This window comes from Glycocaulis sp. (genome assembly GCF_051859565.1).
In the GTDB taxonomy this organism is placed as follows: domain Bacteria; phylum Pseudomonadota; class Alphaproteobacteria; order Caulobacterales; family Maricaulaceae; genus Glycocaulis.
This window is the reverse complement of sequence record NZ_JBHYFK010000004.1, coordinates 98682-118278: the sequence shown is the minus strand read 5'-3', so window position 1 is coordinate 118278 and position 19597 is coordinate 98682. Positions and strand designations below refer to the sequence as shown.

Below are 19597 nucleotides of genomic sequence, written 5' to 3'. Positions count from 1 at the left end.
GTATCCCTCGCCATGGTTAAAAGGCGTTAAACCAGTCTAGAAATTCATCCGCAGGACGAGGCGCAGCACATGGTTCACATACTCGTCGCGATAGTCCGCGTCATAGGCAAAGGTGAATGTGGTGTAGTTAGAACCTGCAGAGAAGCCCAGACCGGCCAGCAGGCCAGCCGATGGCAGTTCTGCAGCGCGAAGCGTGAAGGGTGTGCCATTCTGACCAAACCGGGCCGTTGTCTCGCCTGAGTTGCCTGAGAAATCACCGCGATATCCTACGCGGGCATAGGGCATCCACCAGCTGCCGGAGCGCTGGAACATGCGCGCGACGGTTACCGTGGCCCCGCCTGTCAGTGCGCTGGTCGTGCGGCTGTCGACAAACAGGGCAAGTTCCGGAGCCGTGTTATCGAGCGCGATTTCATTGAAATCGTCTTCCGAAATCGAAAGCCAGGTCAGGGAAGCTTCCGGCCTGACTACCCAATTGCCCAGCGGAATGTCCCGGCCCGCCTGGGCGGAGAGGGAGTAATGCCAGCCGCCCCAGTCAGCAGACGTGGAGCCGGTATAGTTGCCAATACCAATATTACGCTGCGTTTCGAATCGGTTGATGCCGGCCGAAGCGGTGAACGAAGCGTCGATACCGCCAAAGTCGATGGCGGCATAGCCGGACACCTGACCCATCAGCGTGGTCATGGGGTCATGGTTCAGGCCGATCTGTTCGATCTCGCTTGCTGCCCCGGCGAAGCTCACGCCCACGGCATAGAACGGCCCGAGCGGCCGGTCGATACCGACGGCAAGGCCTACCCCGTAACCGCGATAGCCCGGCCCCAGGGCGGAGCCTGTACGGTCAGCGTAATAGCCAAACTCCTGGATCCACAGGCCGGCAAGTTCGGACGGCGACAGGCGGGCATTACGCAGACGGGTCGATAGCGCTCCCGCTGCCGCGTCGTGGGAGGCCAGGGCAAACTGGATCGCGCTAGCCGCGTATTCAGGCAGCAACTGGTCATACGCGTTGTAGAACGCGTCGGCGTCACGGATCGACGCAATGGCGTTGCCCAGCGAACTGACATCTTCAAACAGCGTGAGGGCTGCGTCATAGACCGCCGCGCGGTTCGGGTCGAACCCGATCTGTTCGGCCGTTTTCCGCTCGAGGCTGAGCACCAGCGTATCCGGGTCGTCGGACGCGCGCACCAAGGTTGCCGAATAAAGGAAGGGTGTATCGACAGCCTCAAGAATAACGGATTCGTCGGCGACGGTGAGAGTTCCGGCGGACAGGACTCGATATTCGCGGCTTTGCCCCACCAGCTCGGAAAGCGACACCGACAGTTCGGAGCCGTCTTCAAAGGCAATCTCGCCCGTGGCGATCAGGGCAGCGCTCGACGTGCTGTCACGGTCCAGGACAAGGTTGAGGACGCCGCCGTCGCCGAAGCGCGCTGAAGTGATGTGGGTTTGACCCGTTAGTCCGAGTGCGAGCGTGGCATCTTCAACATCGATCTCCAGTTGCCCGTCACCGCTATTAAGCGATCCATGGAACTCCGCGCCATGAACGATAAGCCGATCGGCGCCAGCACCGAAGTAAACGTTTCCATCCATGCGGCCGGCGGTCAACGATAGTGTGTCATCCCCGGCGCCAAAATATACGTCTCCGATGATGGCAGGGGCATTAGCATCTTCATCTGCAGGAGCGGACTGGCTGATAGTCAGACCGGATGTCATCGTGCGCGCGTCGACTGCGATCAGCGTCGGCGAGTTAGTGGCCTCATAGTTGGTGGTGATAGCCCTGATTCGCCCGGTGTTACTGATGTCGGTGACGGAGTCAGAGGAAATAACGATACCCGTCGCTGCAGATCCACCAACGTTAAGTGTGGCCGTGATGAGGCCCGAATTGTCGATCCGGCCGACGTCACTGCCAGACTCAATACTGAGGGCGATCGCCGTTCCCTCGCCATAGGCCGGGTCCGCAAATCCGTCGTCTTCGTAACCGCGGAAAACCAGCGCCGAAATTGTTCCGGAATTGTTGATACCGGCCATCTGGGCGCCTTCGCCGATGGTGACAGCCTGAGCATGCCCGTCAAACGATGTCGCGGTAGCTGTGCCGGTAATCTGCATTCCCCCTTCGGCGAGAATTACCGCCTGGATATTGCCATTAACATCCCGCCCCGAAATCAGAATCGCACGAGTATCAATTCCATCAAACACGCCTGCTGCATTGACGTTGCCGTCGATCACCAGACCGAAGCCGCGTTCAACTGTAACGATGTCGTCTTCTTCCGCGCCCTCGGAGGTGTCAGGCTCATCGTAGACAACTTCGCCGATCGTGATCGGTCCTGAGGCGTTCTCGCCGGGTCGAATTGTCAGTGCCGGCGCCGAGCCGGTCACCTGAATGCTACCACCGGCCGTGTTTGTTGAAGTGGGGCCCGCGATGAAGACGCCGTCCCGAACGGAACCCGCAATAATGACGGCTGATCCGGCGAGACGCGAGTCCTCTGCGATATCGCCGGCTTCGCGGTCAGCCAGCGCTTCAAATATTGCCTGGCGTGCACGCTCATTGATCCGAAAACCGTTTGAACGCACCTGTCCAGCAATGCTGACACCACCCTCCACATCGCCGGTCACCGATACTGCGTTGGATCCGGCGCCAAGCGTGTTGATCGCACCCCCAGGCAGAACTCTCACATTGCCATCAGTATTGCCTTCGACCGAGACGCCGATCGAGTTTTCGCCGACGACATTCACGCTACCGCCAAATGTGATGTCCCCGTCGATGTCTGATGCAATCCGAACGCCGTAAGAATCCTGGCCGGTGACGTTGATCGCGCCGCCGGTTCCGATGGTTACGTTGCCTACGAAGGCAGCACCGCCCGGAGAGCCGACCAGTATTCCGGTTTTGTCGCGCTCTTCGGTGAGGTTGCCAAATGCCTCATCAAGGGGCTGGTTCCCATTCACCTCGGAGTCCGCCAGCGAAATGCGCCCGTTATGGACGATATCACCGGTACGGCCGCTCTCCGCGAAAATGCCGACGGCTCCATCCCGATTATTGATGGTGATTTCGCTGCCTGACCGCGTTTCCACCGAGTTGTCAGAATCGATGACGACTGCAGGGCCGCTATTGCCCGTCAGCGTGACCCGGCCGCTGGAGGTGATGACGATGTCACCGGCATTGGATGTCCGCACCGGGCTGGTGCGTTCGTTGCTAATCTCCTCATCAGCCCAGACTGGCGATGAACACAGCGCTACAAGCGATGCAGCAGCAAGAAGACGACGGCGCATATAGACCCTCCGGCGGACATTCCCCTCTGGCCCGGCGAGAGCCAGGCGCAGTAAGCCGCGAAGAGTCTTAGACGATGCTTATGCGCCCGTCGACCACTCAGGCGCGCTTGTAATCTTTCCATAACAGTCACGAAAAAGGCCCGCCGGAGAACCGGCGGGCCTGCTTCACTAGAGGACGGGTCTGATCAGACCTTGTAGTAGAGTTCGAACTCGACCGGGTGAGGGTGATGCTCGATCCGGCTGACTTCTTCCATTTTCAGGTCGATGTAAGCATCGATCTGGTCGTCATCCATCACGCCGCCCTTTTTCAGGAAGGCGCGGTCTGCATCGAGGTTTTCCAGCGCCTCGCGCAGGTTGCGGCTGACAGTCGGGATGTCTTTGAGCTCTTCTGGCGGCAGATCGTAGAGATCCTTGTCCATGGCCTCGCCCGGATGGATTTTGTTGGCGATGCCGTCGAGGCCGGCCATCAGAAGGGCCGTAAAGGTCAGGTACGGGTTGCCGGCCGGATCGGGGAAGCGCGCTTCGATACGCTTGCCCTTGGGTGAGCCGACATACGGGATGCGGATGGAGGCCGAGCGGTTGCGCGCCGAGTAGGCGAGCAGGACCGGGGCTTCATAACCCGGCACCAGGCGCTTGTAGGAATTGGTCGTCGGGTTGGCAAAGGCGTTGATGGCGCGCGCGTGCTTGATGATGCCACCGATATAATAAAGGCACATGTCCGAGAGATCGGCATATTTGTCGCCGGCAAAGAGCGGCTTGCCATCCTTCCAGATCGACTGGTGGACGTGCATGCCCGAGCCGTTATCGGCATAGACAGGCTTGGGCATGAAGGTCGCGGTCTTGCCGTAAGACGCGGCCACGTTGTGGACGATGTATTTGTAGAGCTGCATCCGGTCGGCCATCTGCAGCAGGGTGGAGAACTTCATTCCCAGCTCGTGCTGGCTGGGCGCCACCTCGTGGTGATGCTTTTCCGGCTCGAGGCCCAGCTCGCGCATGACGGCGAGCATTTCGGTGCGCATGTCCTGCGCCGAATCGATCGGCGGCAACGGGAAATAGCCGCCCTTCGGGCCGGGACGGTGGCCCAGATTGCCGCCTTCCATCATGGTACCAGAGTTGTAAGGGCCTTCCTCGGAGTCCAGCACGTAACCGGTCTCGTTCTGGGCGGTTTTCCAGCGCACATCGTCAAAGACAAAGAACTCGGCTTCGGGGCCGAAATAGGCGGTGTCGCCTACACCGGCCGAGGCCATATAGGTTTCCGCCTTCTTCGCTGTCGTGCGCGGGTCACGGTTATACGGTTCGCCGGAGACTGGATCATAGACATCGCAGAATACGGCGAGGGTTGGCTCCTGGAAAAACGGATCGATGAACGCGCCCGTGACGTCGGGCTTGAGTACCATGTCGGACTCGTTGATCGCTTTCCAGCCATTGATGGACGAGCCGTCAAACATCTGGCCGTCCTCGAAGAAGTCGGCATCGACCATCGACTTGTCGAAGGTCACATGATGCACCTTGCCCTTCGTGTCGGTGAAGCGCAGGTCCACGTATTCGATATTCTCGTCCTTGATCTTCTTCAGGATCGCGTCTGACATGTCGTCCTCGTTTCAGTGTTGTGCGCCATCAGGCGCTCGGGAATGAAGGGAAGGCGGAGCGCAGCGTCTAAAGCGCGTCGTCGCCGGTTTCTCCGGTGCGGATACGAATGGCGGTCTCGACCGGCATGATGAAAATCTTGCCGTCGCCGATGCGTCCGGTCTGAGCCGCGTTCTGGATGGCTTCGACGGCAGCATCCACGCGGCTATCGGGAATCACCAGTTCGATCTTTATCTTCGGCAGGAAGTCGACCACGTATTCCGCGCCCCGATAGAGCTCGGTATGGCCTTTCTGCCGTCCGAAGCCCTTGGCTTCGGTCACTGTAAGGCCTTGCAGTCCGATTTCCTGAAGGGCTTCCTTCACGTCATCGAGCTTGAAAGGCTTTATGATCGCTTCGATCTTCTTCATGAAGCAGGTCTCCTTGATGGGGACACGCATAGCCAAGCCATGACGCGTCTCAAGCCAATCTGACCGAAGTGGCATGACGTCCAGAGTGGCTGCCCGGAGGTGAGGCACGAATGTTCAAGGATGGAGCAATGGGCCTGCCGGGCCCTGAAGTGCTCGACTGCGCCGGGATGGCGCGGGCGGATGCGTTTGCGGTTCGCCAGGGTGTGGCTTCGCTGACATTGATGGAGCGCGCTGGAGCAGGTGTGGCGCAAGCCATTATGGCGCGGTGGGCGCCACGCCCCGCGGCGATCCTGTGCGGTCCGGGAAATAATGGCGGCGACGGGTATGTCGTCGCGCGCCTGCTGGCGGAGCAGGGCTGGGCCGTGGACGTATTTTCGCTGGGCGATACCGCAGGGTTGAAAGGCGATGCCGCGCATATGGCACGCCTTTGGACGGGTGCGGTCCAGCCACTGGATTCATTCAAGGCGGAGCGCTTCGCTCTGGTCGTCGATGCTCTGTTCGGTTCGGGTCTCTCAAGGCCGCTGGAGGGCGTGCCCCTGGAGGCCTCCAGAAGCCTCGCTGAGAGCGATTGCGCGGTTGTTGCGGTGGATGTGCCCAGCGGCGCTCACGGCGATTATGGCGCCGTTGAGGGGCTGTGTGTCGAGGCTGATCTGACGGTGACGTTTCACCGGCTGAAAGCCGCCCATCTCTTCCACCCGGCGCGTGCTGCCTGCGGCGAGATCATCGTTGTCGACATTGGTATCCCGGATGCCTGGCGGGAGGATACAGGCGCTCTGCCGGAAATCGTGCAACTGCAGCGCGTCATTCTGCCGGATGCGGCGCATGACAGCGGGGCGCACAAGCACGGCAAGGGCCGGCTGTGCGTGCTGGCAGGGCCGCCGGGGGCAACGGGGGCTGCGCGGCTTTCTGCCATGGCGGGGCTGAAAGCCGGGGCAGGGCTGGTCACGCTGCTCTGCCCGCCCGCCTCGCTGATGGAAGTGGCCAGTGCCAGCCTCGCCGTGATGACGAAATCCATCCGCGAGGAGGATTTCGCCGATACCTTGAGGCTTCACCGCGCCAGCGCGCTGGTGATCGGGCCGGGGGCGGGGCTGAACGAGACACTGAAAGCGCGCGTGCTGGCAGCGCTCGCCACCGGGATTCAGTCCGTGCTCGATGCCGATGCCTTGAGCGTGTTCGCTAATGACCCGAAAGCGCTGTTCGCGGCCCTGCATGAGCGGGCCGTGCTGACACCGCATGCGGGAGAATTTGCGCGGCTGTTCCCGGACATTGCCGGGCGGCCACGGAGTCGTCCGATTGAGGCCGTCCAGGAGGCCGCACGGCGAGCGGGCGCCATCGTGCTTCTCAAAGGCCCGGCGACCCTGATCGCGCACCCTGATGGCCGCGCAGCGGTGAATGTCCACGCCAGCGGACGCCTCGCGACGGCAGGCAGCGGCGATGTGCTGGCCGGAGTTATCGGCGCTCTGATGGCGCAAGGGGTAGCGCCTTTCGAGGCCGCGCGGTCAGCCGCCTTCCTGCATGGTGAGGCGGGCTATCACCTGCCGCCGGGCGGTACGGCAGAAGACCTGCTGGATGTGCTTCCGGCAGCACTGGAAAGCCTTGGGCGCGAGCAGGCGCGCCTTGCAGCGCTTGCTCGCCTGAAGCGCTAGCCGAGCCGGTTCTGCCCGGCTATAGCCTTTAACCAAGCCCGTCAGCCTGATTTGCCGATCTGAAAGTGTATCCCATGCCCGAAATGAGCCCGCCAGACACGTCCAGCTCGCGTACCGATGAGGATGCACTGGCGTTCCACCGTCAGGATCCGCCGGGCAAGCTGGCGCTGGCACCGACCAAGCCCATGGCGACGCAGCGTGATCTGGCTCTGGCTTACAGTCCCGGCGTGGCCGCGCCCGTGCGCGCGATCGCGGCCGATCCTGACGCCGTCTACGACTATACTTCGAAGGGCAATATGGTCGCTGTTGTGTCCAACGGCACGGCGATTCTGGGCCTTGGCAATCTGGGGCCGCGCGCCTCCAAGCCGGTGATGGAAGGCAAGGCTGTCCTGTTCAAGCGCTTTGCCGATATCGACGCCTTCGATATCGAGATCGACTACGAGGATCCCGAGAAGTTTATCGACTGTGTGGCGGGGTTTGGCGACAGTTTTGGCGGCATAAACCTGGAAGACATAAAGTCTCCCGAATGCTTTGAAATCGAAGCGAAATTGCGTGATCGGCTGGCAATTCCGGTGTTCCACGACGATCAGCACGGCACCGCCATTATCGCGGCTGCGGGACTGATGAATGCCTGCCACCTGACCAACCGGAAGTTTGAAGACATCAAGGTGGTGCTGATCGGGGCCGGGGCGGCGGGTCTATCCGTTCTCGAACTCATCAAGTCGCTCGGCGTGCAGAACGATCATGTCACCATTATCGACGTGAACGGTGTGGTCCATACCGGCCGGAACGATCTGCATCCCCGTCTGGCCTCGCATGCCCGTGAGACGGACATGCGCACGCTCGATGAGGCAATGGTCGACGCCGACGTGATGCTGGGCCTGTCGGCGGGCGGCATTGTCAGCCAGGCAATGGTCAAGTCCATGGCGGCTGACCCGATCATTTTCGCCATGGCCAATCCGACACCGGAGATCATGCCCGATCTCATCAAGCAGGTGCGCTCGGATGCGATCATCGCTACGGGCCGGTCTGATTTTCCCAATCAGGTCAATAATGTGCTGGGCTTTCCTTACATCTTCCGTGGCGCGCTCGACGTGCGTGCCACGACGATCAATGAGGAGATGAAGCTGGCTGCGGCGCGGGCGCTGGCTGACCTTGCCCGCACCGATGTGCCCGACGAGGTGGCGCGTGCCAATCGCTCCGCCCGCCTCAGCTTTGGACGTGATTACATCATCCCGTCACCCTTTGATCCGCGCCTGATTTCGTTTGTACCGCCCTATATCGCCAAGGCGGCGGTGGATAGCGGTGTCGCCCGCCTGCCCATGCCCGAAGAGGGCTCAGGCTATCGTGCGCGGCTGGCGCGCAGGCTCGATCCGACCGCCGCCCTGCAACAGCATATCACCGAAGTCATCAAGGCAGAGCCCAAGCGCATCGTGTTCGCCGAAGGCGAGGAGCCGAGCGTGATCCGTGCTGCCGCCGCTTTCCAGGCGCAGGGGCTAGGCACGCCGGTACTGGTTGCGCGCGAGAAAATCGCCGAAGCCAATATGAAGGAGCTGGGCATTGATCCCGGCTCGCTGGAGATCTGGAACGCACGTCTGTCTGACCAAAATCCGGACTATGTGGACTTCCTGTATGAGCGCCTGCAGCGCCGGGGCTATCTGCGCCGGGACGTGCAGCGCCTCGTCAATAATGACCGCAACGTCTTCTCCGCCTGCATGCTGCGCTTTGGCGATGCGCAGGGTATGGTGACCGGCGTCACCCGCCACTTCATGAACACGCTGTCCGATATACGCCTCGTTCTGGACGAGGCGCCCGGAGGCCGGCTTATCGGCCTGTCTCTGGCGATCAGCCGGGGCCGGACCGTGGTTATAGCCGACACCAACGTTACCGAATTTCCCGAAGCCCCCGAACTGGCCGACATCGCCGTTGGCGCCGCTGCTGCTGCCCGCAAGTTGGGCCTAACCCCGCGTGTGGCGTTCCTGTCCTACTCCACCTTCGGGAACCCGCCGGGCATCCGTACCGAAAAAATCCAGAGCGCGGTACGCGTTCTGGACGCGCGCGGCGTGGACTTCGAGTATGAGGGAGAGATGGCGGCGGATGTGGCCCTGAACCCCGATCATCACGAAGCCTACAGCTTCTCGCGCCTGTCGGGCGCCGCGAACGTATTGGTCATGCCGGCCGTCCACTCCGCCTCGATCGCTACCCGCCTGTTGAAAGCCACGGGCGGGGCAACCGTGATCGAGGGCCTGCTCGTGGGTCTGGAAAAATCGGTGCAGATTGCGCGGCTGGGATCGCCGGTATCCGACATCGTAAACCTTGCCGGCATGGCGAGTTTCGACCTTACCCACAGGCCGTGACAAAGATTTCACGAACTGCCACTGGCGGGGGAGGCCGGACGCGCCTAAATGTGAGAGCCATTCTTAAAAGGCCGGTTCTTCCTGCATGTCCCAGAAACGCAATGCCCGCGACCTGACGCAAGGGCCGGTCTTCGGCCATCTCATGCGGATGGTCATCCCCATGAGCTTTGGCATTGTCGCCATGATGCTGGTCGGCATTGTCGATGCCTACTGGGTGGGCCGCCTGGGTACGGTGCAGCAGGCCGCCGTGCAGTTCGTGTTTCCCGTTTCCATGGCGGTGATGAGTATCGCCATCGGTCTGGGAGCAGGGGCGGTATCCGTGGTGGCGCGCGCTGCCGGGCGCGGTGACGGCGAACGCACAAAACGTGTAGCGACCGACGCCGTGCTTCTGGCGCTGGTCATAACCGCCATCACTTCGGCCATCGGCATCGCCCTGATTGACCCGCTCTTCCGGCTGATGGGCGCGAGCGAGGCGATGATGCCCTTCGTGCGCGAATACATGGTCATCTGGTTTGCCGGCATCATCTTCATGGTCGGCCCGATGATCGCCAGCAATATTCTGCGTGCGCTGGGCGATGCGATCCTGCCAAGCATCATCATGATTATCGCCGCCGTGCTGAACATGATCCTCGACCCGATCCTGATATTCGGTCTGGGGCCGATACCGGCCATGGAGGTCCAGGGTGCGGCGCTGGCCACCCTGATTTCCAACCTGGTGGTCTTCGTGGTGGCGATGGGCATCATGATTTTCCGCGAGAAGATCATGGATCTGTCCTGGCCGGGCTTTTCCGAGATCGCATGGAACTGGGGCGAGATCGCACGCATTGGCGCGCCTGCAGCCGGCTCCAACATGATCAACCCGATGGCGATGACGTTTGTATTCGCCGCCGCTGCACAATTTGGCGAGCCGGTGGTGGCCGGGTTTGGCGTGGCCGGGCGGCTGGAAGCGCTGGCCCTGATCCCGCTTTTTGCGCTGTCCGGTTCGATTGGACCCATTACGGGCCAGAATGGCGGGGCCGGTCATATCGAGCGCGTGCGCGAGGCCTTCCGCTCCGCCTTCCTGTTCTGTGCAGGCTGGGGTGTGGCGATGGCGGCCGTGCTTGCCGTGCTGGCCTATCCGCTGTCCTGGCTGTTCCTGCCGTCTGAGGAGGCGCAGGCCATGGCCCGGCTGACCTGGTGGATCGCGCCGGTGACCATGGGCGGCTATGGAATCGCCATGGCCGCTGCCGCCGGATTCAACGGGCTGGGCCGTCCGCTGCTGGGGGTAGGGATCAATCTGATGCGCTGTTTCGTGCTCTTGGTGCCGCTGGTCTGGCTGGGAGCGGCGCAGTTCGGACCTGCAGGCATGATAAGCGGCTATGCGCTGGCGAATGTGCTGGCGGGCGCCATTACCGCTTTTCTGGTGCTGCGCTATGCGCCGATGACCGCGATTGAGAGCAAGGCCCGGCCCGTTGTGCCGCCGACGCAGGCGGCAAGGGCCGGGGTGCCGGTCAAGCCCGCCGAGTGATCAGGCGTTGATGATATTGGCGCGCCGCTGGACGGCGGTTGTCGACCAGATCAGCGCCACCACCCAGCCAATCACCGTCCAGCCGAGCAGCAGGTTCGTCAGGAAGATGGCAAAGCCGTTGTGATGACCGCGCGCGAGTGCGACGATCGTGGGCAGGAAGTGACCAACCAGAAGAAGAACGAGGATTTCCATTTGCGGGCTCCTTTTATCGATTTTCGATAAAGGTAGTGCGTTTCGCGGAGACCGCAAGTGACAGGTTGGTAATTTTACTGAGCCGGTTTGGTGGGACCACAAGTTTTCTCCCCCCGTTTACGGGGGGAGTGCCGCGAAGCGGCGAGGGGGGGGATTGTTGAGAAAGATTTCCCCCCCTCCGGTCCTTCGGACCACCTCCCCCGTAAACGGGGGAGGAAAACACTGGCCCCGAATGACGAGAGTAGGGCAGACCTAACCCGCGTCGGGGAATTGATAGTCCTTGTAGATCTCCCGCAGGCGGGTTTTCAGGATCTTGCCGGTCGCGCCAATCGGCATTTCGTCGATGAACTCGATCCCGTCCGGCACCCACCATTTGGGCAGGCGTTCGGCGAGGAATTCCTGAATGGCCTCGGCTGTGGGCGTGGTGTGCGGCTTGGGCTGGATAACCAGCAGCGGGCGCTCCTGCCATTTGGGGTGCGGCATGCCGACGGCGGCTGCCATCATCACGTCCGGGTGGCCCATGGCCACGTTTTCCAGATCAATGGAGCTGATCCACTCGCCGCCGGACTTGATGACGTCCTTCGAGCGATCGGTGATCGTCATGTAGCCATCGTCATCGAGATAGCCGACATCGCCGGTGCGGAACCAGCCATCATCGGTGAAGGCCTCGGCGCCGGCGCCCCGGAAATAGCTGTCGATGATCCAGGGCCCCCGCACCTGGATATGGCCCGATGATTTGCCATCGCGCGGCAGCACATTGTCATCATCATCCACGGCGCGCATTTCCACGCCATAGATCAGCCGTCCCTGTTTCAGCTTGATCTTGATCTTCTCGTCATCGGAGAGGTCATCGTGCTTGGGCAGGAGCTTGCCGACCGTGCCCAGCGGGCTCATCTCGGTCATGCCCCAGCCCTGCTGCATGTCCACGCCATATTCGTCCTGATAGGCGCGAAGCAGCGCTTCAGGCATGGCAGAGCCGCCCATCAGCACGTTCTCCACGCTGTCGATACGCTTGCCGCTCTCGCGCAGATACTGCAGCAGGCCGAGCCAGACGGTCGGGACGCCGAGTACCTGTGTAACCTGCTCGCTTTCAATCAGCTCTTGCAGGGATTTGCCGTCCAGCTGCGCACCCGGCATGACCAGCTTGCCGCCGCCCATGGCCGCCGCATACGGTACGCCCCAGGCATTGACGTGGAACATGGGAACGACCGGCATGATCGTGCCGCGTGAGCCGACGCCCAGCACGTCCTGTCCCAGACACGCCATGGCATGCAGAACGGTAGAGCGGTGAGAATAGAGCGCGCCCTTGGGATCGCCCGTCGTGCCGGAGGTGTAGCACAGGCCAGCTGCGAGATTTTCATCAAACTCCGGCCAGTCATAGTCTGGCGAGGCACTTTTCAGCAGGTCTTCGTATGCATCGCATCTGGTGGCCGTTTTCGGCGCGTGCGCGCTGTCCGTCATCACGATGAAGCGTTTGACGGTTTTGCACTTTTTGGCGATGGCATCGATGATGGGCGCAAACGATACATCGAAGAAGACATGCTTGGCCTTGGCGTGGTCGAGCATCCAGGCGATCTGGTCGGGCGCAAGACGCGGATTGACCGTGTGGACAACCGCCCCGACGCCCGATACCGCGTAATACAGCTCCAGATGGCGGTGCGTATTCCAGGCAATGGTGGACACCCGGTCGCCAGATTTCACTTTCAGCGGGCCGGTCAGCACGTTGGCGAGGCGCTTGGCGCGAGCGTGGCAGTCTTTCCAGCCATAGCGGTGAATCTCGCCCGTGTCGGGCAGCCGGCTCACGATCTCGCGGCCCCCGTGATTGTCGGCTGCATGCTGTAGAATGCCAGAAATCATCAGCTGGCGATTCATCATCTGTCCACGCAACATGGCGCTTGTCCTCCCGCTCGGATGTTACCGGCCATTCACTGGCAGAGCATTTGCCCGCCTGCCTGGCCCGTTGTTTGAAGTTGCCGGTATCAAAGGCGCGCCCGCGCTGCGATGCAATACCTTTTGCGCAACTTGCTTGCAGCAGATATGGCCGTGATGCAGCAAGCGGCCCGTGCGCGGAGGAGAGAGCATGCATCTACCCGGCTTCAGTGATGTCCTGCAGGCGGCGGCGCGCCTTGAAGGGCTGGTGGTGCGCACGCCCTTGCTGTGGGGGCCGGCGCTGGACGAGGCTGCCGGCGGGCGTGTGCTGGTGAAGGCCGAATGCCTGCAGCGCACGGGCTCGTTCAAGTTTCGCGGCGCGTATAATGCGATCTCGCTGATCCCTGACGCCGACCGGGCCAAGGGCGTTGTCGCCTTCTCGTCCGGCAATCATGCGCAAGGCATTGCCGACGCGGCAAAGCTGTTTGGCATCCCGGCCACTATCGTGATGCCCGCCGATGCACCGTCGATTAAGGCCGAGGGCGTGCGGGCGAGGGGTGGACACGTCGTCACCTATGACCGCGCCAGCGAGGACCGCGAGGCAATCTCCCGGCGTCTGTGCGATGAGACCGGGGCCACGCTGATACCGTCCTTCGACCATTTCGGTGTCATTGCCGGGCAGGGCACGTGCGGGCTGGAGATCACACACCAGCTTGAAGAGCGTGGCGAGACGGCAGATCAGCTCGTCTGCTGCGTGGGCGGGGGCGGTTTGCTGGCCGGGATCAATCTGGCGCTAGCGGAGAAAGCGCCGGACATCGACGTTTATGGCGCGGAGCCGGAAGGCTTTGACGATCATGCCCGCTCGCTCATCTCCGGTCAGCGTGAGAGCAATCTGCGGTCATCGGGATCATTGCAGGACGCGCTCCTTTCGCACGCGCCGGGCGAGATGACCTTTCCGATCAACCAGCCTCGCGTGAAGGGCGTTGGCGTGGTCAGCGATGAGGAGGCCATGGCTGCCATCGCTTTTGCCTGGCAGCACCTCAAGATCGTGCTGGAGCCGGGCGGGGCGTGTGCGCTGGCCGCCGTGCTGTCGGGCAGGATAGACGCAAAGGGCAAGACGACCGTGGTGGTCGCTACCGGCGGCAATGTGGATGCAGGTGTGTTTGGACGTGCGATAGGCGTACACTCCTAACAACCGGTAGCGGCACTTTTCTTCTTCGTTCCCGCGCAGGCGGGAACCCAGAGCCGCTCGGCACCGACATAGCCCTACGAGCTCTGGATCCCCGCCTGCGCGGGGTTGACGATTGGAGTGATCTGGCGAGCTTGCGGCAGAAAGCGTCCTAAGTACCGCCATCCTCGCCGTCGACGTCCGGCATCGGCGCCATGCCCAGCTCTTCACGGGCAGCAGCGTCTGCTGCCTCGATCTCGGCCAGCTGTTCGTCGGAGAGGTGCGGCAAGATACGGCGCAGGCCAGCGCCAGCCCCGACCATGTCGCGTTCAATGGCCAGTGGCACGGCGGTGTGTCCGGCCCGGCGGGCGCGATAGACCTGCAAATTCTCGATCACGCGCTGCACATAATTGCGGGTCTCGGCAAACGGCAGGCTTTCCACCCAGTCAATCGGGTCAATCGCGCCAAAGCGCGGATCGCCATATTCCTGCACCCAGCGGCGCACGCGCCCACCGCCCGCATTATAGGCTGCCAGCGCCATCACCAGTGAACCGTCATAATCATCGACGACCTCCTGCAGATGGGCCATGCCAAGGCGCATATTGTAGTCAGGGTCGTCGGTCAGCCATTCAAACTCGTAAGGCAGGCCGAGCTGACGGGCAGTCTGACGGGCCGTGGCCGGCATCATCTGCATCATGCCGCGCGCGCCTGCGCCGCTGACGGCGCGGGCATCAAATTCGGTTTCCTGCCGGATCACCGAAAGGGTAAGCGCCGGATCTGCCCTCACGGGCGCGTCTGCGGGCACATCAATGACCGGGTAGGCCCGCTCGGCAAGGATCATGCCTTGCATGCGGCCAGCCTTTGCCGCCCGCACCGATTCCCGGAGCCTCAGATAGTCCAGCGCGATGTCGGCCAGCATTGCCTGCTCGGCCGGTGTTTCCATGCGACCTTCCAGATGGGCGGCAAAGGTGCGGAACAGGAAGGTCTGGTTCAGCTCGCCCAGCATGCGCAAGGCCAGCACCTGGTCACGGTTATTGAAGGCTGCGCGGTCCGCCTCGGTGATGACCGGGTCGGCCGGAAGGTCCAGCTCCGCCGCGGCGCCACCCAGCGCCAGAATGGCCAGCTGGCCGTAATAGGTGGTGGCGTGCTGGGCAGCCGCCATGAAGCGGTCACGAGCCAGCACGGCATTGCCAGCGGCCTCCGCAGCGCGCCCTTGCCAGTATTTGGCCCGGCCTAGCGAAACCGGCGTGGTCACGCCTGCCTCCAGCCGGTTGAAGTGGGCCAGTGCGTCCTCCGGCCGGTTCAGATGTACCAGAGCCAGCCAGCCAGCCAGAAATTCGGCATCGGCGAAAGCGACCCCGGCACTCATCCCGTTCGATGCGGCGAGCTGGTAGGCGGTATCGTGGTCGTTTGACCGCATCAGATCCAGAATGATCAGCTTGCGCTCGCTCCACATCGATTCCAGCGCAGTGGTGTTGGTATGGGCGTCCGGCAGTTCGAGTGCCAGCTGCAGGGCGCCATCGGCATTGCCTCCCCGCCGCCGCCAGCGCGTCCGCTCGAATACAAGCCCGGGATCGTTCTGCAGGCTGGGCGGGACAGCGTTCACGGCGCCGTCAACGCCAGTGCCGCGGGCAGCGAGCCTTATGCGGGCATCAGCAACGCGGCGTTCGCCGGCGCCAAGCTGGGGCAGCAGGGCACTGGCCAGGCTGCGCTGACCGGCCCAGAGCAGGAAGTCCACCCGTTCGGCATGGTCTGCAGCCGTCAGGAAATCGCCATGGCGGCGCAGGACCTGGCTCTGATAGGTCTGGCGCAGGGACTGGGTCCGCCAGGCTTCACGTATCTGCTCACGGCCCTCATCAGTGCGGCCAAGGGCGATCAGCGCTTCGCCCCAGGCGATGCGGCCCTCTCCGGTGAGCGGTTCACGCTGCGCGAACCAGCTGGCCGTCAGGTCCGGGCCAAGGCCGGCGTCGGCCAGCTTCCATTCCGCCTCGCGCTGGATCGCCGCCTGACGCGGCCAGCCGTCCAGCGCCTCGAGCGCCATGTGCAGCTCGGAGAAGATCGCGCGCGCGTCCGAGGACGCCAGCCGCCACAGGAGGAGGTTCTGGGCGACCGGGTGGCTGATATTGAACCGGGCCTCGCGCACGAAGGTCCAGTCACCGGAATCGGCGGCCCGCAGTGCCCGGCGCAGAAGATCAAAATCGGCATCGTTCAGAATGGCGGAGTGATTGGCCATGGGCGGTTTCAGCCGCGGCACCGGGACATCGCCAAAGGCGGGGGCGCTCAGCGCTGAGACTGACAGGGCGAGCAGGGCGGCACGCAACAGCATGGGGGCAAACTCCTGGCGGCAGGCAGATCTACAGACTCGTCGAATGCGCGCGCACTGTCCACAGCGATTGCAGCGTCTTGGCGCTTGACGTTGCAATCGATATGGTCCGCGCCCATTTGCGTTCGCGCACCAATCTCACAAGGCTATGCAAACCATGTTCCGCGGCTCTTTTACGGCACTCATCACCCCTTTCAGCAGTGGCCAGGTTGATACCGCCGCGCTGAAACGTGTGGTGGAGCACCAGATAAAGGCGGGCACCCATGGCCTGGTTCCGGTCGGCACCACGGGCGAATGCGTAACGCTGAGTGATGACGAGCATCGTCATGTGGTCGAGACGGTTATCGCCACGGCGGCAGGCCGGGTGCCGGTTATCGCTGGCGCGGGGTCAAACAATACCGCCCGCGCAATCGAGCTGGCGCGCTTTGCCAAGAGTGCAGGCGCTGACGCTGTTCTGGTCGCTGCGCCCTATTACAACAAGCCCTCGCAAGAAGGGCTGGCGTCGCATTATCTCGCCATCGCCGATGCGGTGGAAGTTCCGCTCTTTGTCTACAATGTGCCCGGCCGGTCGATCGTGGATGTCTCGGTAGAGACCATGGCACGCGTCGCGAAACATCCTAATGTGATCGGGGTCAAGGACGCGACGGGCGATATTGCCCGCGTGACGCAGCATCGCCGCGCCATTGGCGCTGAGTTCATCCAGCTCTCCGGGGAAGATGCCAGCGCGCTGGGTTATAACGCGCATGGCGGCGTGGGCGTGATCTCGGTGTCGTCGAATGTGGCGCCCGCCCTGTGCGCCGCTTTCCAGAATGCAACACTGGACGGGCGCTGGGAGGAGGCGCGCGATCTCAATGACCGCCTGCAACCGCTCCATGAGGTGTTGTTCGCCTATTCCAGCCCGTCGCCTGCAAAATACGCGGCGAGCCTTCTGGGCCTGTGCTCTGCCGAGGTGCGCCTGCCGCTGGTAGAGTGCCCCGACGCAGTGAAGGACCGGATCAGAACGGTCCTCAAAGAGTTGTCGCAGATATGAGCAAAAGCGATGATAACGGGCTGATTGCCGTCAACCGGCGTGCGCGCTTCGATTACGAGATCGAGGATACGATGGAGGCTGGCCTGATGCTGGTCGGCACCGAGGTGAAATCCCTGCGTCAGGGCCGGGCCAATATTGCTGAAGCCTATGTCAGCGTGGAGCGCGATGGCGCGCTCTACCTGATCAATGCCGATTTTCCCCCTTACGAGGGCGGCAACCGCTTCAATCACGAGCCGCGCCGTCATCGCAAGCTGCTGCTTCACAAGAAGCAGATGGCCCAGCTGGCCGGCGCGGTGCAGCGCGAGGGACGTACCATCATCCCCTTGCGGCTCTATTTCAATGACCGGGGGCTTGCCAAGCTCCTGATCGGCCTCGCCAAGGGCAAGAAGACGGTCGACAAGCGCGAGACCATCAAGGAGCGTGAGTGGAACCGTTCCAAGGCGCGCCTGATGAAGGATTTCGGCTAAAGCCGCGCCTTGGCCTTCTCGAACACGGCGTGGAACATGGGCTCGGTCAGCCGGCCCGTGTTCGTGTTGTAGCGTGAGCAATGATAGCTATCGATGAGGGTGAGGGGGCCTTGCGGTCCATCAACCTCATGCTCTGCCCCGTGGGCGAAGGTGAACGCTGCTGGTCGCCGGCCCAGCGCGCGCAGCGTGTTCTCATGCGCGATACGCCCCAGAGCGATCATCACTTTCAGCCTGGGCAGGGCCGCGATACGCGCGGCCAGGAAGGGGCGGCAATTGGCCATCTCCTCGCCCACCGGCTTGTTCTGCGGAGGCGCGCAGCGCACTGCGTTGGTGATCATGGCGTCGTGCAGGGTCAGCCCGTCATTCGGGTCGGCCTTATAAGTGCCTTTTGAGAAGCCATACCGCTCAATCGTCGCATAGAGCAGATCGCCCGCCCAGTCGCCGGTAAAGGGCCGGGCGGTGCGGTTGGCTCCGGTACGGCCCGGCGCCAGCCCCACGATCAGCAGGCGTGCGTTTACGTCCCCGAAGGACGGCACTGCGCCATTGAACCAGTCCGGCTCCTGACGGGCGTTTTCCTGCCGGTAGGCGACAAGGCGCGGGCAGAGCGGGCAATCGGCGCGGGGCTCGGCCAGGACGCTATGCGTCATCATCATCGCCGGACGCAGCCGGTGCGAAGTCCTCGCGGGCACGGCGTTCACGGCCAACCAGACGGCCAAGCTCCGCCAACTCAATGAAGTTATCGGCCTGACGGCGCAGATCGTCGGCTATCATGGGCGGCTGGGATTTCAGCGTGGAAACGACCGAGACCCGGACACCGCGCCTTTGCACGGCCTCCACCACTTTGCGAAAATCGCCATCACCGGAGAATAGCAGGATATGATCGAGATAGCTGGCAGACTCCAGCACATCAACGGCGATCTCGACATCCATGTCGCCCTTGATGCGTCGGCGGCCATGCTCATCGGTGTATTCGCGCGCCGCCTTCGTGACGATTGCAAACCCGTTATAGTCCAGCCAGTCCACGAGCGGGCGGATGGGCGTGTAATCGTCATTTTCCAGCAAGGCGGTGTAGTAGTTCGCCCGGACGAGGCGGCCACGCTTTTTGAATTCTTCGAGAAGCTTGCGGTAATCGATGTCGAAATCGAGTGCGCGGGCTGCGGAATAGAGGTTGGCACCGTCGATAAAAAGGCCGATGCGCTCATTGGGATAAAAAGTCATGGTGCTCCTTATGGGGGCTAATGGCGAACTAAAATAGGCACTAAATTGGATATCTACATCGCTTTCGGCTCAAACCAAGCCCTGGGGCGCAGAACGTCCCGGAGGGTGCTGTGCGAGGCCGCCGGGACGCTGGAAACACGCGGTGTCCGGCTTGTCGCCCGGTCTTCGCTCTGGCAATCGCCTGCCTGGCCGGACCCTGCAGATCCGGCCTATGTGAATGCCGTTGCGCAGGTTGAAACGCACCTGACGCCAACACAGTTGCTTTGGTGCCTGCATGAGGTGGAGGAGCAGTTCGGGCGGGTACGGTCGCAGCGCAATGCGCCCCGTACGCTGGACCTCGATATTGTCGACTTTGGCGGGCTCGTGGCCGAAGGCGGTGAGGGGCCTGTTCTGCCGCACCCGCGCGCCCATCAGCGTGCTTTTGTGCTCCTGCCCTTGCAGGAGATTGCTCCAGGCTGGAAACATCCGGTAACCGGCAATGCGATCAGCAGGCTGATTGACGCGCTGCCCCCCGGAGACATTCACGCCACCACACAGCTTGGACCGTTCGTCAGGGGCGGGTAATGC

At 62.5% G+C, this 19597-nt stretch carries 15 protein-coding genes; 7 read left to right on the top strand and 8 right to left on the bottom strand.

From position 1 onward, the window contains the following. Positions 1-36: 36 nt before the first annotated feature. From ACTIGC_RS07180 to ACTIGC_RS07170, 3 genes are all read right to left on the bottom strand, one after another. Positions 37-3258 carry an autotransporter outer membrane beta-barrel domain-containing protein gene (locus tag ACTIGC_RS07180; RefSeq protein ID WP_439633754.1) on the bottom strand — a complete coding sequence of 1074 codons (3222 nt, stop codon included), beginning with the start codon at positions 3256-3258 and terminating at the stop codon, positions 37-39. A 185-nt stretch (positions 3259-3443) separates the two neighbouring features. Next, positions 3444-4847: a type I glutamate--ammonia ligase gene (gene glnA / locus ACTIGC_RS07175; RefSeq protein WP_439633753.1), complete on the bottom strand. Its 1404-nt coding sequence runs from the start codon at positions 4845-4847 to the stop codon at positions 3444-3446. 67 nt (positions 4848-4914) lie between these two features. Beyond that, a complete protein-coding gene (locus tag ACTIGC_RS07170; RefSeq protein ID WP_127567030.1) occupies positions 4915-5253 on the bottom strand; it encodes a P-II family nitrogen regulator in 339 nt (112 codons plus the stop codon). 110 nt (positions 5254-5363) lie between these two features. Here ACTIGC_RS07170 and ACTIGC_RS07165 point away from each other — a divergent pair, with 110 nt between their 5' ends. The 3 genes from ACTIGC_RS07165 (at position 5364) to ACTIGC_RS07155 (ending at position 10763) form a co-directional block, all read left to right on the top strand. Beyond that, the gene (locus ACTIGC_RS07165) at positions 5364-6899 is read left to right on the top strand and encodes an NAD(P)H-hydrate dehydratase (protein WP_439633752.1); all 1536 of its coding nucleotides are present in this window, start codon (positions 5364-5366) and stop codon (positions 6897-6899) included. Positions 6900-6973: 74 nt separating this feature from the next. Then, positions 6974-9256 (top strand): NADP-dependent malic enzyme, encoded by a 2283-nt coding sequence (locus tag ACTIGC_RS07160; protein WP_439633751.1) that lies wholly within the window; start codon positions 6974-6976, stop codon positions 9254-9256. Positions 9257-9341: 85 nt separating this feature from the next. Continuing rightward, a complete protein-coding gene (locus ACTIGC_RS07155; protein ID WP_439633750.1) occupies positions 9342-10763 on the top strand; it encodes an MATE family efflux transporter in 1422 nt (473 codons plus the stop codon). Here ACTIGC_RS07155 and ACTIGC_RS07150 read toward each other — a convergent pair whose 3' ends face one another. Together ACTIGC_RS07150 and ACTIGC_RS07145 are read right to left on the bottom strand one after the other, a co-directional pair. Then, a complete protein-coding gene (locus ACTIGC_RS07150) occupies positions 10764-10955 on the bottom strand; it encodes a superinfection immunity protein (protein ID WP_439633749.1) in 192 nt (63 codons plus the stop codon). A gap of 252 nt (positions 10956-11207) precedes the next feature. Then, positions 11208-12845 (bottom strand): long-chain-fatty-acid--CoA ligase, encoded by a 1638-nt coding sequence (locus tag ACTIGC_RS07145; RefSeq protein WP_439633748.1) that lies wholly within the window; start codon positions 12843-12845, stop codon positions 11208-11210. Positions 12846-13035: 190 nt separating this feature from the next. Here ACTIGC_RS07145 and ACTIGC_RS07140 point away from each other — a divergent pair, with 190 nt between their 5' ends. Then, positions 13036-14016: a threonine ammonia-lyase gene (locus ACTIGC_RS07140; RefSeq protein ID WP_439633747.1), complete on the top strand. Its 981-nt coding sequence runs from the start codon at positions 13036-13038 to the stop codon at positions 14014-14016. A gap of 148 nt (positions 14017-14164) precedes the next feature. On the opposite strand, the gene ACTIGC_RS07135 is transcribed toward ACTIGC_RS07140, so the two are convergent. Then, positions 14165-16318, bottom strand: a complete 2154-nt coding sequence (locus tag ACTIGC_RS07135) for a lytic transglycosylase domain-containing protein (protein WP_439633746.1) — start codon at positions 16316-16318, stop codon at positions 14165-14167. A gap of 154 nt (positions 16319-16472) precedes the next feature. Here ACTIGC_RS07135 and dapA point away from each other — a divergent pair, with 154 nt between their 5' ends. Both dapA and smpB read left to right on the top strand, forming a co-directional pair. Next, complete coding sequence (dapA, locus tag ACTIGC_RS07130) at positions 16473-17345, top strand: 4-hydroxy-tetrahydrodipicolinate synthase (RefSeq protein ID WP_439633745.1); 873 nt, start codon at positions 16473-16475, stop codon at positions 17343-17345. Then, positions 17342-17812 (top strand): SsrA-binding protein SmpB, encoded by a 471-nt coding sequence (gene smpB / locus ACTIGC_RS07125; protein ID WP_127567016.1) that lies wholly within the window; start codon positions 17342-17344, stop codon positions 17810-17812. The genes dapA and smpB overlap by 4 nt, the downstream gene beginning before the upstream one ends. Here the strand turns inward: smpB and ACTIGC_RS07120 are convergent. Then, entirely contained in the window at positions 17809-18459 is a 651-nt protein-coding gene (locus ACTIGC_RS07120; RefSeq protein WP_439633744.1) for a uracil-DNA glycosylase, read from the bottom strand. The two genes, smpB and ACTIGC_RS07120, sit on opposite strands and share 4 nt — an antisense overlap. Continuing rightward, positions 18449-19030 (bottom strand): LabA-like NYN domain-containing protein, encoded by a 582-nt coding sequence (locus ACTIGC_RS07115; protein ID WP_439633743.1) that lies wholly within the window; start codon positions 19028-19030, stop codon positions 18449-18451. Before ACTIGC_RS07115 ends, ACTIGC_RS07120 begins: the two co-directional genes overlap by 11 nt. A gap of 45 nt (positions 19031-19075) precedes the next feature. Between ACTIGC_RS07115 and folK the strand changes: the two genes are divergently transcribed. Further along, positions 19076-19594 (top strand): 2-amino-4-hydroxy-6-hydroxymethyldihydropteridine diphosphokinase, encoded by a 519-nt coding sequence (folK, locus tag ACTIGC_RS07110; RefSeq protein WP_439633742.1) that lies wholly within the window; start codon positions 19076-19078, stop codon positions 19592-19594. Positions 19595-19597 lie beyond the last annotated feature (3 nt).